A 14,477-nucleotide genomic window follows, 5' to 3' on the forward strand; every position below is an offset into this window, starting at 1 on the left:
GCGGGAACGGCCGATTCTGCCGACGTCCAACCAATCGGGCTTGCTCACCTGCCGCACCCTGCACTTGTATGGCTTCTGTGAACGAGCGACTTCACTCCGTACTCGCCCAGCGCGGCGTCACGCCCGAGTTGCTCGCCGAAGCGTGCGAAGTGGACCCCAAGACCGTCGGCCGATGGCTCGGCGGACGCATCCCCCACCCCCGGCACCGCTACCGCGTCGCCAAACACCTCCGCGTGGAGGAGACTTTCCTGTGGCCCGCCCCGCAGGCACTGAGCAGGCCGACGGCCGGTGTCCAGGGCACGGAGCTGCTCGGTACGTACCCGAACCGGGCCAGCGTCCCGCGGGATACGTGGCTCGGTCTGCTCCAACAGGCCCAGGAACAGATCGACGTGCTCGTCTTCTCCGGCACCTTCTTCGCCCAGAGCAATCCGCACGTCGCCCGCATGCTCGCCGCCCGCGCCGCCGACGGCGTCCGCGTACGATTGTGCTTCGGCGACCCGAGAGGCGAGGCCGTCGCCATCCGGGGCAGCGAAGAAGGCATCGGCGACACCTTGGCCGCCAAGATCCGCGCCTCCCTCACCTACTACCGCTCGCTGTTAACGGTGACCGGCTGCGAGGTGCGGCTGCACGACACCACGCTCTACACCTCGCTCTTCCGCTACGACGACACCTTGCTGGCCAACCCGCACATCTACGGCCAGCCCGCCAGCGCCAACCCCGTCCTCCACCTCAAGTGGGCAGAGACCAACGGCTGGTTCGATACGTACGCTCACAGCTTCGACGCCGTCTGGGCCGACGCACGCCCCTGGACGCCCGACCAGGAAGAGGCCACCGCACGTGGGCAGGACTGAGTACTACAACGACCCGAACGCTCCCAAGGCCAACACCCTCATCCCCGCCAGCAACCTCCTGGTCGTCGACGACTCCGGTGCGATCCTCCTCCAGCGCCGCCGCGACACCGGCCAATGGGCCCTGCCCGGCGGAGCCCAGGACATCGGCGAGACGGCCGCCCAGTGCGCGGTGCGCGAATGCCTCGAAGAGACCGGCATCATCGCGGAGATCACCGGCTTCCTCGGCGTCTACACCAACCCCAGGCACATCGTCGCCTACACCGACGGCGAGATCCGTCAGCAGTACGAGAACACCTACATCGGCCGCCCCGTCGGCGGCGAGCCGACCATCAACGACGAGGCCGACGGCGTCCGTTGGGTCCAGCCCGACGACCTGGACGCGTACGACATCCACCCCAGCATGCGTCAGCAGATCGGCGACTACCTCGCCGGCACATACCCCTACCTCGGCTGAGCGTTCCTCATCGCCGCCTCCACCCGCGTCACGGCCGCGTGGATCTCCGGCTCCGCCCGCCGAATAAACCGCCCCACAATGCTCTCGGCGCCGTACCGCCCGACGATCTCCGCCACCCGCTCCCGCGCGCTCGTCGGCTCCCCGTCAGGCGTCGTCGTCATGTCGCAGTACACGAGCGCATCCACCAGCAACTGGTCCTCCAGCAGCGGAAACTCCGCCTCCAGTACCTCCCGCAGCCCCCGCTCCTCCGCCTCCAACAACGCGAACGAATGATTCGCGACCAGTCGCGTCACCCGCTCATCAACCCGATGCTCATCCCGCAGAAACCGCGCCCCGTCCAAAGGATGAAACCCCGTGACGGCCAACCGAGGCGCGTATCCGACGTCATGCAGAATCGCCGCCGACCTGATGAGCGCCGCGCGCTCACCGACGATCTCGGCTAGCGTCTCGGCGCGGGCTGCAACACCCTCAGAGTGCACCCAGCGGCGCGGTAGTGATCTGGCCAGCTCGTACTCCGCTATTGACCGTCCCCAGCTCATGCGTACCACCGATCATCCGACTGGCGCTTGGGCGCTTGGGTCTGGTGCAGGTTTGGGTGACAGGTGTGGTCACGCGGCCTGGAGGGCCTGTGTGGTCATGACGGTCTCGTATTCGACGGGGGTCAGCCGGCCGAGCGAGGTTTGTCGGCGGCGGCGGTGGTAGGTCCTCTCGATCCAGGTCACGATCGCGATCCGCAGTTCCTCGCGGGTGGTCCACTGCCGTCGGTCGAGGACGTTCTTCCGCAGCAGGCCGAAGAAGGACTCCATGGCCGCGTTGTCGCCTGCGGCACCGACTCTCCCTATCGAGCCGGCGATCCGGTGGCGGTCGAGCGCCCGGACGAATTTCCTGGACCGGAACTGCGATCCGCGGTCGCTGTGCAGGACACACCCGGCGACACTGTCACGCCGGGCAACAGCGTTGTCCATGGCGGCGACGGCCAGACGGGACTTCATCCGCGCGTCGATGGAGTAGCCCACGATCCGCTTGCTGAAGACGTCCTTGACCGCGCAGAGATACAGCTTCCCTTCCGCTGTGGGGTGTTCGGGATCATGGCGCGCGTTCTAGAGACGATCGAAGGCCATGTTGTCTCGCTGTTCGAGGAGCTGTGTGACCGCATCGAGTATCGCCGCCCGAGTCTCGTCTGCCCGCTCCAGCTGCAGGTTCAGACTGGTGACCCTCTGCGAGTCGAGTGGCTGGGTTCCGGCAGGGCTCTGGGTAGCAATGTCGGCTCGCAGGCTCGATTCAAGCTCCCGCATCGCCGACAGGAACCCTTGGTAGGGGCTGCTGCTCGGCTGCCTGGACTGGAGGTAGACACGTTGGCTGATGATCCCGGATGTTGCGGTTCGGGTCAGTAGGTTGTGTGCTGCCGCCTTCTCCGTAAACTTCTCAAGATCAATGAAATGGCCAACTTCGAGATCCTGGACGGTCGTCCGTAGTGTCTCTAGCCACATTGCCGTCGTGACCCGAATCTCCGCGAGTTTACTGATGGCCTCCGCTGCGAAGGTCGCGCTTGCCTGTGTTTGCTCAGTGCGCTCCTTGCGACGCTGTAGATGGAGCGGGCCGAAGTAAGCGGCCAGGCTCCCCAGCAGGGTGCCAGTGACTCCAGTGGTGATCGCGAGCAGCGCCGAGTTCATGGCGGCATCATGCCTGGCCATGCAGGTTCCTGCACCTGCTTTCTACGGACTCGAACGAGCTCGTGCAGGGCGCTGCGTCGGCCGCAGGTCAGCGGTCAAGTCGGTCAAGCGGTCAGCCTCATTGAACGCGTCCGACCACCCTGCCCTGGCTCTCTCACCGTCTCCGCTGTTGGGTGCAGCAAAGGGGCGGATGTCAACGGCCTGTCAGCACATCCGGTTGGTGGCCCTGGTGCCGCATGTCCCATGGCTCAACTCTCACCAGCGGGGAGTTCACCTCGGTCCTCAACCTCACGTGCAGTCGCCCCTTGCCGGGGCAGCTTGGCGCAGGGGACTGGACCCGGTCTCTCCAGGCGGTCGTAAGCTATACCTGTGGGGGGAAACGAGAGAAGCGTGATGCCGCAGGATCGATACCGCATCGCAGACAGCACCTTGGGCGAGGGGGCGTATGCCGAGGTCTACCGCGCGGTGCACCGCGAAACCGGTGCAGAGGTCGCCCTGAAGCTGGCGCGCAAAGGACCAGAAGCACAGGCGCGCATTCGGATGGAGATCGAGGCCCAGAAGATTCTCGCCCACCCCAATATCATGCCGATTCGTGATCATGATCCGGGATTTCTCTGGTATACGATGCCGGTTGCAGACGGAACGATGAAGGTGCTGAGGCCCGGGCTGGATGAGGAGTCTTTGATCTCCATCCTGTTGAATCTTGCCGACGCACTCAAGGTCGCCCACCGACAGAACCTGATTCATCGGGATATCTCTCCCCTCAACATCCTGGCGCTGCCAGGTGAGAGCACGGGCGGACTGCGATGGGTGGTGGCGGATTGGGGGATGGTCCGACGTCCGCTGCCAGTAGGAAAGTCCCCCCTCACAAAGACCGGCCAGCAGATGGGGACACCGGGATTTGATGCCCCTGAGCTCAACGACGATCCACGTAAGGCCACAGCCGCAGTCGACGTCTACAGCCTCGGACGGGTGGCTGCTTGGTTCCTCACGGGCAAAATGCCGCAGACGGGCCGCCCGCTGTTGCCCGACGGAGACATGTTGCACTGGCGCCAGTTTGTGCTGGAGTGCACTCAAGAGGAAGTTATCGCACGACTGTCCAGCATGGATGACCTGCGGCGTCAGCTGAACGCCATCCTGACTGAGCGCGATGAACCACCTGCTCAGCGCGCCCGGCGTCTGGTAAATGGACTCCTGCGCGGAACCGTGGGCAGCCTGGAAGACCTCGTGGCTCTAGCCGAGGCCTACGGCCACGACGCTTCACTCTTCTTCGATCAGCTTGCGCGTGTGCCCTCCCTCACCCTGCGCAGATGGGTTGCCGAATCACCACAGCGCGCTGCCACCCTTGGATCGCGTATGGCTCAGCACCTGGTTGATAGTCCATGGGAAGACCGTGATCAGCAGTATGTGGGGACTCCTCTAGGCTTCGTCCACACCGTAATTCGTGCGCTCGTGGAGACGGAGCAGCTAGGTCTTGCTCAGGACATGGCTGGCGATTTCTTCGCAGCTGACGCCTATTGGCGATACTCCGAGCAGCGGACCCGGACCCAGGAATGGCTGGATGAATTGGACGCCCCGAGCGTCAAAGCCATGATCCGCGCCCTAGGGCGCTGTGGTGACGTGGTTCGTACCTACTACAGGGAGGGTGGTTGGCGACCGGAGAGTCCCGTGCTGCACGCCTTCTTCGGCTAGGGACCAAGCTTTCTGCCGACCACCGTGGCGGTGGACCCCAACACCGTGGTGCAATGGGTAGGTGCTGATCCAAGACTCTCTCGTGCCCGACGGTCCGCTGCACGCTGGCGGCCTCCTGCCAACAGAACCTGGTTCCGGCCGTGGACGCAGCCATGGCACCAGCAACAGCAAGGCCTTTGACCGGTGGTTCCGCTACCCGGCCGGCTTCGCTTCCGACTACGTATCCACCCTGCTGGAGACCCTGAGCCTGTCTTCAGGCAGTCTCATCGTGGACCCCTTCGCGGGATCAGCGGTGACAGGAACAGCCGCACGCCGCGCTGGGCACTCCTTTTCCGGGATCGAGACTCATCCGCTCATCGCGGAGTTGGCAAACCTGAAGCTGCAGGTTCCCCCGAGCAGTCCAGAATCGTTTGCAGTGATGATAGGAGAGCTGGCTAAGACAGCCGAGCAGTTGGCTCCCTCGGCCGCGGCTGGGCTTGAGACCGAAGCAGACCTGACACAGCGTTGCTTTCAACCTGACGTCCTCGCGCGCCTCGTCTCGCTGCGGGATCTCATCCGTGCCGGCCAAGCCGACGAATGGGGAGTGTATGCCAAATGGGCGCTGCTGGGGACTCTGAGAGATGTGGCTTCTGCCCGTGTCGGATGGCCCTACCAAAGGCCAGGGACTCAGCGGCAGCCGAGGTTTACTGACCCCCTCGGTCGGTTCGTCCAACGAGCGACGTGGATGGCAGAAGATCTTCAAAATGTCAGGGCGAATGGACCGGGTCTATACGCGTCTGTGACTCGTGGCGATTCTCGTGACCCAGAGGCGTGGGGAAACGTAGAGGGAGCACATGGTTGCGTGGCGTCGCCTCCATATCTGAATAACTTCGACTACGCCGACGCGACACGACTGGAACTCTACTTCTGGGGCGAAGTCACCAGTTGGGCCCAGATGTGTTCGGCGGTGCGCTCGGGGATGATTACTGCCACGACGCAACAGAGTAGCGTGGCTGCTGCACGTGAAGCGTCCTCAAAACTGGCGCGTTTCGGGAATGCAGGAACCGCTGTCGAGGAATTGACCGCGCAGTTGGCGGCGCAGCGCAATGAACGGAACCGGGGCAAAGAGTACGACCGTGTCATCCCAGACTACTTTGCCGCCATGGCCCAGATTCTGGAGAATCTGGCGAAGTCCATGCTTCCCGGAGCATCTGCAGTGTGGCTCGTCGGAGACAGCGCTCCATACGGTGTCTACGTAGATACGCCAGGCCTCATTGGTCAGATTGCCGAGTACGTCGGATTCTCCATGGAGAAGGATGTTGTGCTTCGTCGGCGTGGACAGCGCTGGGCCAGCAATCAAACACGACATGACGTAGAGCTCTCGGAGCGTCTAATTCTGCTGCGGCGCCAGTAGGCTGTGTCCGAGAGCGAGGGCCGAGGCGGAAGCTCGCTCGCTCTCGGACTTGCACTACACGCCGTGTCGAGCACGCACAAATTCGAGAAGTAGGCTCTCCTTCACGGCTCGGGTGTCAGCCGAGCGCTCAAACACCATCGACTCGTGGGCGAGTCTTCCGGCCACTGCCCGAAATTCCTCCACGAGCTGGTCGAAAGCCATCGACAGCAGCGCTTCCGTAAGTCCGGGGCGTCGCGCGAGATCCTTTCCAAGAAACGCAACGACCTCGGTCTTGTATTTTGCAGGGATGTAGAGAAGCTCCCCACCATCGGGCTGATCAGGAATGACCACAACGCGATGGGCCAGTCTGCGACGGGCCTCGCTCAGCGCGTATCCGCCCTTCAGTCTTTGCTCCCCCACCGACCTTTTGCTGCGGTGCTTGGTGATGGCTCCGGCGAATTGCTCAGCTCCTGCATGGATTGCAGTATCAACACGCTGCCCCTCCAGCGTGCCCCTGTCCCAACGCACGACAGCGCGTTCGGGCTCATCGGATCGGTTGATAAGCAGTGCCGTGATCAAGCCAACGGAGATTGCCTGCATAACTTCGCGACCTTGGCCACTCCGAAGGGCGATAACCTGGTCCAGGCGCGCGCGACTCCATCGCTGGTAGACCGCCAAGGCCTGGCTTTCTGCAGCTGCGACATCGCGAGGGGGCAGGACCAAGTAATTCTCTTCGAGATCGAGACCATCAAGCAGCGCAAGCAGAATGCGCGCTTCGACGCCCACGATCAGAGTGTTCTCACCGGTGTCGACTACCAGGGGGTCTCGCCGCTTTGGGCGAAGCAGTTCTGCAGGTGTGACCGGCAGTTGCGACAGGCGTTCACGCAGACTGTGGCCCCTGGCTAGGGGATCGAAGAAGCGACGACAGAGCTCGATATCGCCCTCCACGTCGCCGATTTCTTGATTGTAAGTCAAGGACCATAGTTGGGTGAGATCGCGAATCAAGGCAGTACACTCGGAGGCTGTCATGACGGCAGGAACCCCGAAAATTTCGCGGTTCTGACCGGTTGCGGCCTGTTGTTTCACGGTCGCAGAGCCTCCGCAAAATAACCGCGCCGCTCCAAGTCTTCGATCCTAGCAATACTCGCTTGGTCGCTATGGGCGGACTGATGCGGCATGTGGGGGAGGATGACGACGACCTGATCCCTACTCGACTCATTCGGCCGATCGGTGAGGTACTGGGCGAGTCCTGACATGCGCGTACTGTCTAGAAAGGCGCCAAATTCATCGAGGGCGATCAGTCTATTCGCGGCTGGCGACTCCTCACGGTCCAGCTGGGCAACCTGCGCCTGGGTGAATGCAAAGGCTTGCTGTCCGCTGGAGAACGCTGATAGCGAGCGTTGGCGCGTCTCACCTTCAACCGTCCAGAACACGTTCATGTTGTTCGCGTCGAGGCGGATGTCATCACCCCCGTCGAATAGAGCTATGCGCACGAGGTCATCGGCGAACCATCGTCGTACTTCTTCTGCCAGCCACCAGCGCGTCGCTGCGTCGAATGGGTTGCGTTGGTGGTCAACTGAAATATGGCGGTCGAGATCCAGTTCGGTAGCAAGGGAACCCAAGGCCGATCCAACGCCACGCACAGTGGTGAATGTGCGCTCCAAAAGATCTCGGCCCTTCTCCAGCTGCACGGAAATCCCGTCGAGAGTCTCGGCTTGCGTATCAATTGACGCTTCACGCAGAGATTCAATCAAGGGCAATGCCCGGCGCAACCAGGAAAATTCATCCCTTGTTACCAGTTCCTGTACGATACGGGAAATGTGAGTGGATCGCTTATCAGCTTGCTGCTGTGAGAACTCAGCCTGTTGAGCAGCTTGCGCCTCCTTTCGCTGGATGTCATCGCGCTCAACACGTTCGCGATCTCGGCGGCCGCGTACGCGTGCGGCGTCTACGTCCGCGTCGGTGCACAATCTGTCGAGTTCTGCTGCAAGCATCTCTTCGCTGAGTCCCCCGCCCAGCAAGGCGTATACCTGGGTGAGGCGGATGTGCTCGGCCTGCACGTCCCGACCCTGCTGATCCAATGAATCGCGGGCCTCAATCAGCTCTTCGAGTGTGCGCGCAGTCTGCTCAGGCAGGGCTCCTGCCGCCGCGCGCAGCCGCTCCTGCGCCCCAGTGTGTTTGAGGCGAGCTTGATCTACTTGATCGAGTGCATCCGACATTTGGGACAGGGCGTCCAGACGATTGCGAGTGTGCTCGATCTCTCGGCCCAGTTCTTCGGCGTCTGCAGACGGAGCCCGCTCACGCAAGGCCGCCGCCCGCTGCAGGCAGGTTTCCTTCCAGTCAGTAATGGTCCATCCGAGTCTTCCGTCAACGGAGTCGAACAGAACCTCGGCACCCAGATCATTGCCTTCGGCTTGCTCCAAGATGGAGGCGAGATTATTTAGCACGTCTATGACAAGAGGTGCCGAGTGAACCCGCGGTCGGAGTTCTGTCAGCTCGGTCAGCTTTGCCCCGACCTTGTTCTGCAAAATGTCTAGTGCATCACGATGCGGTGCAACGTCTGCGAAGGCCGCCAACTTCTCGAGTGTGGAGTCCGCATCGCGAAGTGCCCTGTCGCATCGTCCAAGATGCTTCTGAGCGTTATCGAACTCGCGCTCTGCTTGCCTGTCTTTATGCTCTCGAGCACTGGCCTCGGAGATTTGTTTGTTGAGCTGCTCTTTCTTTCGGTCTAGCTCGTCTAGTCTTTCTTGCAATTGGACAAGTTTTTCCTGCATCTCAGGCCCGCGTCCTTGGACCTGTGCCAGATGCTCTGCTGTATCCACAGCCTGGTCAAGGAGTGCAACTCGTTGCTGCAATCTCTGGGCCTGCAAAGCAAGCTCATCTGCGCGAGCCTTGGCCTCTCTTGCGGTTGCGAACTCGGCGGCCAGTTTTGCGGGCGCGCAGTCTCCGATAAGTGTTTTCAGGTCGCCCAGAATATCGTCGAGTTGAGCCTGCCGGCTTCGCCCGCTCGCAGAATCCCAATCCTGAATGTGGTCGCGGGCATTCTGAATCTGAGCTGAGAGTACGCTGACCGGAGTCTTGGCTGCGAGTACGTGATAGACCTGAAAGAGAGATTGGATATCGCGGGGGCGCGCTGTATGGCCGGAAATTCTGATGGCTCCCAACAACTCTCCCGGCGGCTCCGCTTTGGATGGCCAACGATGCGGCTCAACCAGCCATTCGATCTCGCTTGCTTCATTAAGTTCTGTGACCGTTATTCGCGCTCGGGTCAGCTGCTCCCGAAACGTTCGCCATGAAGCGTCCTGTCCTGCGAATGGCTGTTCCCCGGCGCAGAGTCGAAGAAGCTTGATGGCGTTGGTCTTGCCAATTCCGTTGTAGCCCTCGATTCTGCAAAGCGGAAGGTCGGGGATTTCCTCGATGATTCGCAGGCCACGGCGGCACTCCGCTTCAATCTTGATTTTCATTGCGCACCAGCCTCTCGAGCACGGCCTCCATGTCGAACGGCTCCTTTGCCAGGGCTTCCAGGATCCGAAGATCGATCGGGAGGGAGGCTGCGCGATTCGCAGGGGGAGATGTCGGATCCACATGCGAGGCCGCCTCCACCTCGCGCATCACGTTCAGCATTTGCACTCCAGAGTCCGGCACCAGCACGCGCCCCCCAGCTTGATCATCTTGCCGTGTGTGATCACGCATTGTATCGAGTTTATGCATGGTTGGCATGGAGGCATGGACAGTAGTGAGGCTGCGCCAACTGCCTGGTAGCCCGGGCGTCTTCGAGGTGTCTTGCAGTCCCGCCAGTGTGGTGCCGGTATCCGAGCTCGTGCTGCCTGGCTGCGGTCCCTGCCGACTGCGCGTGAGCGGTGCGTGAGCGGACGGGGTGGCACAGGGTGCATTGGGTGGCATGCGTGCTTCGGGCCGCACTTTGCTGACCTTGGAGAAGAGGATTCAGCGACACCGCCCAGCGCCACCCGTCACGATCATGCAGGCCCTCGTAATGCGTAGGTCTCGGGTTCGAATCCCGAAGGCGGCTCCCAGGTGAACCCCGGGTCAGACCTCTGACCTGGGGTTTCTTGTTTTCCTCAACCTTGGAATCCGGGCCAATCGGACACGTACGGTCTACGCATCGCAATGCGTGGGTCGCAGGTTTGGTTTCCGTGACCATATAGACAACCCAGGCTTCTGACCAGGCTTTTTGTGTGTTCGGGCGAGTTGGGTCGGGCATGCGCGATGGGTCTCGGTGGACAACCGGTGGACAGTCGTGCATGACGCCCCGTCAGAGCTGGGGATTTGACTCCGGCGGATTGCCTGGTCCTGATGGTTCTGAGCTTTGCCTCTGCTGTAGGGGATCTTGGAGATTCCCTACAGGCAGCATGATCGCCTTGCCGGGGGAAGGGTGCGCAAGGCGAGTAGCGCCCTGGAGGTCCGCGGTAAGCGGAAGGCCGGTCGGCGAGCGGGTGTTGCTCGCCGACCGGTCGAAGGAGGAGCGGGATCAGTCGCCGTGGTGCGCGCCTGCGCGCGGATGCTCCGTCGGATCAGCGGTCGGCGGAAGTGGTGAGTCCGCTTTTTCGGTGAAGTTTTTGCGTCGGCCAGGTGTTGACGTGGGCATGTATCCGCTGATGGGATGCAGCTCCCCCCATGTGCTGAAAGTTTCTGATGTTGTCAGTGGTGGGGGGAAGTATGTCCGTGCGCCTTGGTGCTGTCCGGGGTGTGGTCGTTGCCGTGGCAGCAGGTGCGCTGCTGGTGGGCGGGGTTACGGTACTTCCGCAGGTGGCATCTGCGGCGGATGACACGGCGTTGAACGAGGGGCAGCGGGCCCTGGCGGAGGCCAAGGCATCTGGCCAGCAAGTGGAGTTGCCGGCTCAGCGCAGTGAGTACGACACCGTTTACGCGCAACCGGACGGCTTCACTTTCACGTTGGAGGAGTCGGCGGCCCCGGTGCGGGTCAGGGCGACTGGTGGATCCTGGGTGAAGCCGGACACCACGTTGGCAGTACGCCCGGACGGGTCGGTGGGCCCGAAGGCTGCCGCGGTCGAGGTCGCGTTTTCCAACGGTGGCAGCACCGCGCCTCTGGTCATGATGGGGCGCGCGGGGAAGTCGTTCAGCTTGGGCTGGTCCGAATCGGTGCTGCCGAAGCCGACGCTGGAAGGTGACACGGCGGTCTTTCACGACGTGTTGCCGGATGTGGACTTGCGGATGACCGCGACGGTGGAGGGGTACCGGCAGCTGCTTGTGGTCAACACTCCTGCTGCGGCCGCGAATCCGGCGCTGAAGCAGGTGGAATTCTCTCTCAAGTCCACTGGATTGAACCTGGCTGAGACCCAGGCTGGGGGAATGGTGGCCCGGGACGGAGACGGCAAGGAAGTCTTCTCCGCGCCGCCGGCCACGATGTGGAATTCCCGGTCCATCGCGCTGGCCACGGCGCAGAAGCGAGCTGTGGGGTTCCAGACGGTCAAGAGCGCGGACGCGGATGCGGTGGCTGCCGATATGGGCAACGACGGCCCGGCGCCGGGTGATGACAGTGCACCACTGGGGGTGGATGTCGGCAAGGACTCGGTGACGCTGACGCCGGACGCGGATCTGCTGACGAAGACCGATGCGTCGGCGTTCCCGTTGTACATCGATCCGAACACGACGTGGGGGGAGTCGACCCGCACGCTGCTACGTGACGACGGCTACGAGGACTACGCCTGGGGCAACGGCGACGACGATCGCGGCAAGGGCGACGGCATGTGCGGCTCGTGGAATGGCTACTACTGTGGTCCGGGGTACAAGCAGCGGCTGTTCTTCCAGTTCTCGCCGGCCGCGCTGAAGGGGAAGCAGGTGTTGTCGGCGGCGTTCTGGGTGACGGAGCCGTGGGCGTTCCAGTGCGATCCCCGCGCGGTCGATCTGATCCGTACCGGGAACATCTCCTCCTCCACGACTTGGTCGAACCAGCCGTCCACCAAGACGTGGGACACCATGGTCGACCGGTCGGTCTCGGCGGGCCGGGGCTCGGCGTGCGAGAACTCCGAGCCGGAGGCGGCGATCGACTTCCACGACAATCCGGCGGAGTCGAACGAGAATCTCACACCGACGGTGAAGTCGTTCGCGGCGGGCAACTTCTCCACATTGACCCTGATGCTCAAGGCGCACGACGAGAGTGACACGTCGGCTTGGAAGCGGTTCAAGAACGACGCAGTGCTGAAGGTCAACTTCGTCGGCATCCCGGCCATCCCCACCGCGGTCGGGGTGTCCAGCAGTTCCGGCAACGTGTGCCGGACAAGTGAGTCGAGTGCACAGGTCATCGGCGACAGGACCCCCCATCTGGTGGCCACGGCCCAGGCCGCATCCGGTGGGGAGTCCGGGGCCCAGCTTCGGGTCGGCTTCGATGTGGACATGAAGAACAGCAGCGGCGCCTGGGTAGATGCCCCGGAGCCGTCCAGCATCGTGCGACCGACCAGCGGTTTCATAGGAGACGGGACGGCCACGTCTATCGACTGGGCGACCCTGGCGGACAACGCCACGTACCGTTACCGGGCCTGGACGTATTCGTACTACGACAACGACACCACGTATCTGTCGGGGCCGACGTCCGCCAATTCGCCCGGCTGGTGCTACTTCCGCGTTGATTCGACCGCTCCGAAGGAGCCGAAAATCGTCGGCGGCGCACCGTACACGGAGTGTCTTACGAATAACTGTGTCGCGGCCGGCGGACCCGGGCAGGCGGCCAGCTTCGAACTGCAGCCCGCGGACGGCGACACCACGAACATCTCCTACCGATACCGCACGACCCAGGGCGGCTCGGCGGTGACCGCTCGGCACACCAGTGGGAAGTGGTACGCGGACGTCACCCCTGCCCGCTCCGGAACCATCACGCTGTACGCGGAAGCGGAAGACACCCTGAACGGCTGGGGTGAGACCAGGGTGTACAGCTTCCTGGTCAAGGACACCACAAAGGACAGCCTGGTGGGCCAGTGGAACTTTGACGAGAATTCGGGTGCCGCCAAGGACACGTCCGGCGCGACCGGCACGCATGACGCCTTGCTCTCGGCATCGGGTGCCGCGAGAGATGGGCGCGGCCGACGCGGTCTGGTTTACCACGACGGTGCCGGCAATCTACTGGTGGACGCGTCCGGTGTGCCAGCTCCGATGGTCGACCTGGGGTTGTCGCTGGACGGTGCGAACTCCGGTTATGCGGCGACCTCGGGGCCGGTGGTGGAGACCCGGTCGTCCTACACGCTCTCTGCGTGGGTGCGGATCACTGGTGACGGTTCGAGGAACGAGACCTTCCTCAGCGAGGACGGTGCTCACCGTAGCCCGTTCTATCTGGGTTACGAGGCGTCGTCGAAGAAGTGGTCCTTCCGTGTGGTGGACTCCGACGCACCGGCGAACGGCACCTGGAACTACACCACGGTCTCCTCCGCGAATCCGGCCACGTTCGGCGTGTGGACGCACGTGGCCGCTACCTATGACGCCTCGTCGAAGCAGATCCACTTCTTCGTCAACGGTGTCTGGCAGGGCAAGACTTCCTTCACCACCGCATGGTCGGCGACTGGGCCGATGCAGTTCGGACGCGCCAAGTGGTCGGACGCCTACACCGACTACGTCAACGGCAGCGTTGATGAGGTGAAGGTCTGGCAGATGGCGCTGCCGTCCGACACCGTCGCCGACGAGGCCCGCGCCCTGGACTCCGGCGGTTGGGGTGCCACCGAGATGGTGTCCGACTGGGACATGAACGACCAGACCGGAGCCACGTTCATCGACACCAAGGACAGCTACGGGCACAACCTCACTCTTGAGGGTGGCGCCACGCTGAACGGGCAGGACCTGGTGCTCAACGGGACCGATGCGGCCGCCACGACGCCCAGCACACCGGTGGACGACGCCGGTTCGTTCACTGCCACGACCCTGGTGAATGTTGACCGGGCCGCTGTGCTGGCGAAGCCTGATGGCTATACCGCACAGATCCTGGGGAACAGGACCTCGTCGGGGTCTTCGTGGGGGCTTTGGCTCACAAAGACCGGCACCGAGACTGTCGTCGATGACGATTTCAACGAGACCACAGTGCCGGTGGGTTTGTGGTACTTCGGCCGACTGAACAGCGACGGCACCATCACCGGCGTGCAGTCCGACGACGCCGCAGCGATCGGCGCCACGGTTCGACTGACCGGAGTCTTCAACGCGCAGGACCAGACGGCGAGCTTGTACGTCGGTCTGGCCCAAAACGGTATCACCACGCCATACACCGCGCAGTTGAGTTCTGATCCTTTGGCGGTCGGCAAAGGCTGGACGAACAATGCCTGGGGTCATTGGCTGCCCGGCGTCATTGGTGAGATTCGTATCTGGGCCGGTGCCATGACCGGTCCGGATGAAGTGCAGGAGATCATCGGCGATTAGGAGACCAGAGGCGCCCAGGACACGCGAGTCCTTCCTGGGCGCTCCAGGCACTGTCAACC

Annotated in this window: 10 protein-coding genes and 1 pseudogene; 5 read left to right on the forward strand and 6 right to left on the reverse strand. The window is 62.9% G+C overall.

Annotated features, from left to right (window positions below; translation table 11 throughout):
• Positions 1 to 77 precede the first annotated feature (77 nt).
• Entirely contained in the window at positions 78 to 851 is a 774-nt protein-coding gene (locus ACFZBB_RS11770; protein ID WP_391120313.1) for a helix-turn-helix domain-containing protein, read from the forward strand.
• A complete protein-coding gene (locus tag ACFZBB_RS11775) occupies positions 838 to 1,305 on the forward strand; it encodes an NUDIX domain-containing protein (RefSeq protein ID WP_391120315.1) in 468 nt (155 codons plus the stop codon). Before ACFZBB_RS11770 ends, ACFZBB_RS11775 begins: the two co-directional genes overlap by 14 nt.
• On the opposite strand, the gene ACFZBB_RS11780 is transcribed toward ACFZBB_RS11775, so the two are convergent.
• From ACFZBB_RS11780 to ACFZBB_RS11790, 3 genes and pseudogenes are all read right to left on the reverse strand, one after another.
• Positions 1,293 to 1,844 carry an HD domain-containing protein gene (locus ACFZBB_RS11780; protein ID WP_391120317.1) on the reverse strand — a complete coding sequence of 184 codons (552 nt, stop codon included), beginning with the start codon at positions 1,842 to 1,844 and terminating at the stop codon, positions 1,293 to 1,295. The genes ACFZBB_RS11775 and ACFZBB_RS11780 overlap by 13 nt on opposite strands.
• A gap of 69 nt (positions 1,845 to 1,913) precedes the next feature.
• A pseudogene (locus ACFZBB_RS11785) lies at positions 1,914 to 2,387 on the reverse strand (IS3 family transposase); the annotation flags it as partial.
• A gap of 18 nt (positions 2,388 to 2,405) precedes the next feature.
• On the reverse strand, positions 2,406 to 2,978 hold the full coding sequence (locus tag ACFZBB_RS11790) for a hypothetical protein (protein ID WP_391120319.1): 573 nt from the start codon (positions 2,976 to 2,978) through the stop codon (positions 2,406 to 2,408).
• Positions 2,979 to 3,347: 369 nt separating this feature from the next.
• Here ACFZBB_RS11790 and ACFZBB_RS11795 point away from each other — a divergent pair, with 369 nt between their 5' ends.
• Positions 3,348 to 4,670, forward strand: a complete 1,323-nt coding sequence (locus ACFZBB_RS11795) for a protein kinase (protein WP_391120321.1) — start codon at positions 3,348 to 3,350, stop codon at positions 4,668 to 4,670.
• A gap of 61 nt (positions 4,671 to 4,731) precedes the next feature.
• A complete protein-coding gene (locus tag ACFZBB_RS11800) occupies positions 4,732 to 6,063 on the forward strand; it encodes a DNA methyltransferase (RefSeq protein WP_391120323.1) in 1,332 nt (443 codons plus the stop codon).
• 54 nt (positions 6,064 to 6,117) lie between these two features.
• Here the strand turns inward: ACFZBB_RS11800 and ACFZBB_RS11805 are convergent, their stop codons facing one another.
• Genes ACFZBB_RS11805 through ACFZBB_RS11815 form a run of 3 tightly spaced genes read right to left on the reverse strand, consistent with a single transcriptional unit; the run spans position 6,118 to position 9,735 of the window.
• Positions 6,118 to 7,128: a hypothetical protein gene (locus ACFZBB_RS11805; protein WP_391120325.1), complete on the reverse strand. Its 1,011-nt coding sequence runs from the start codon at positions 7,126 to 7,128 to the stop codon at positions 6,118 to 6,120.
• A complete protein-coding gene (locus ACFZBB_RS11810) occupies positions 7,125 to 9,506 on the reverse strand; it encodes a hypothetical protein (protein WP_391120327.1) in 2,382 nt (793 codons plus the stop codon). Before ACFZBB_RS11810 ends, ACFZBB_RS11805 begins: the two co-directional genes overlap by 4 nt.
• Positions 9,490 to 9,735, reverse strand: coding sequence for a hypothetical protein (locus ACFZBB_RS11815; RefSeq protein WP_391120329.1), 246 nt, complete (start codon positions 9,733 to 9,735; stop codon positions 9,490 to 9,492). Before ACFZBB_RS11815 ends, ACFZBB_RS11810 begins: the two co-directional genes overlap by 17 nt.
• A 1,014-nt stretch (positions 9,736 to 10,749) precedes the next feature.
• Here ACFZBB_RS11815 and ACFZBB_RS11820 point away from each other — a divergent pair.
• On the forward strand, positions 10,750 to 14,418 hold the full coding sequence (locus tag ACFZBB_RS11820) for a LamG-like jellyroll fold domain-containing protein (RefSeq protein ID WP_391120331.1): 3,669 nt from the start codon (positions 10,750 to 10,752) through the stop codon (positions 14,416 to 14,418).
• Positions 14,419 to 14,477: the final 59 nt, after the last annotated feature.

Origin of the sequence: Streptomyces sp. NPDC008139 (assembly GCF_042957025.1) — a bacterium.
Classification (GTDB): domain Bacteria; phylum Actinomycetota; class Actinomycetes; order Streptomycetales; family Streptomycetaceae; genus Actinacidiphila.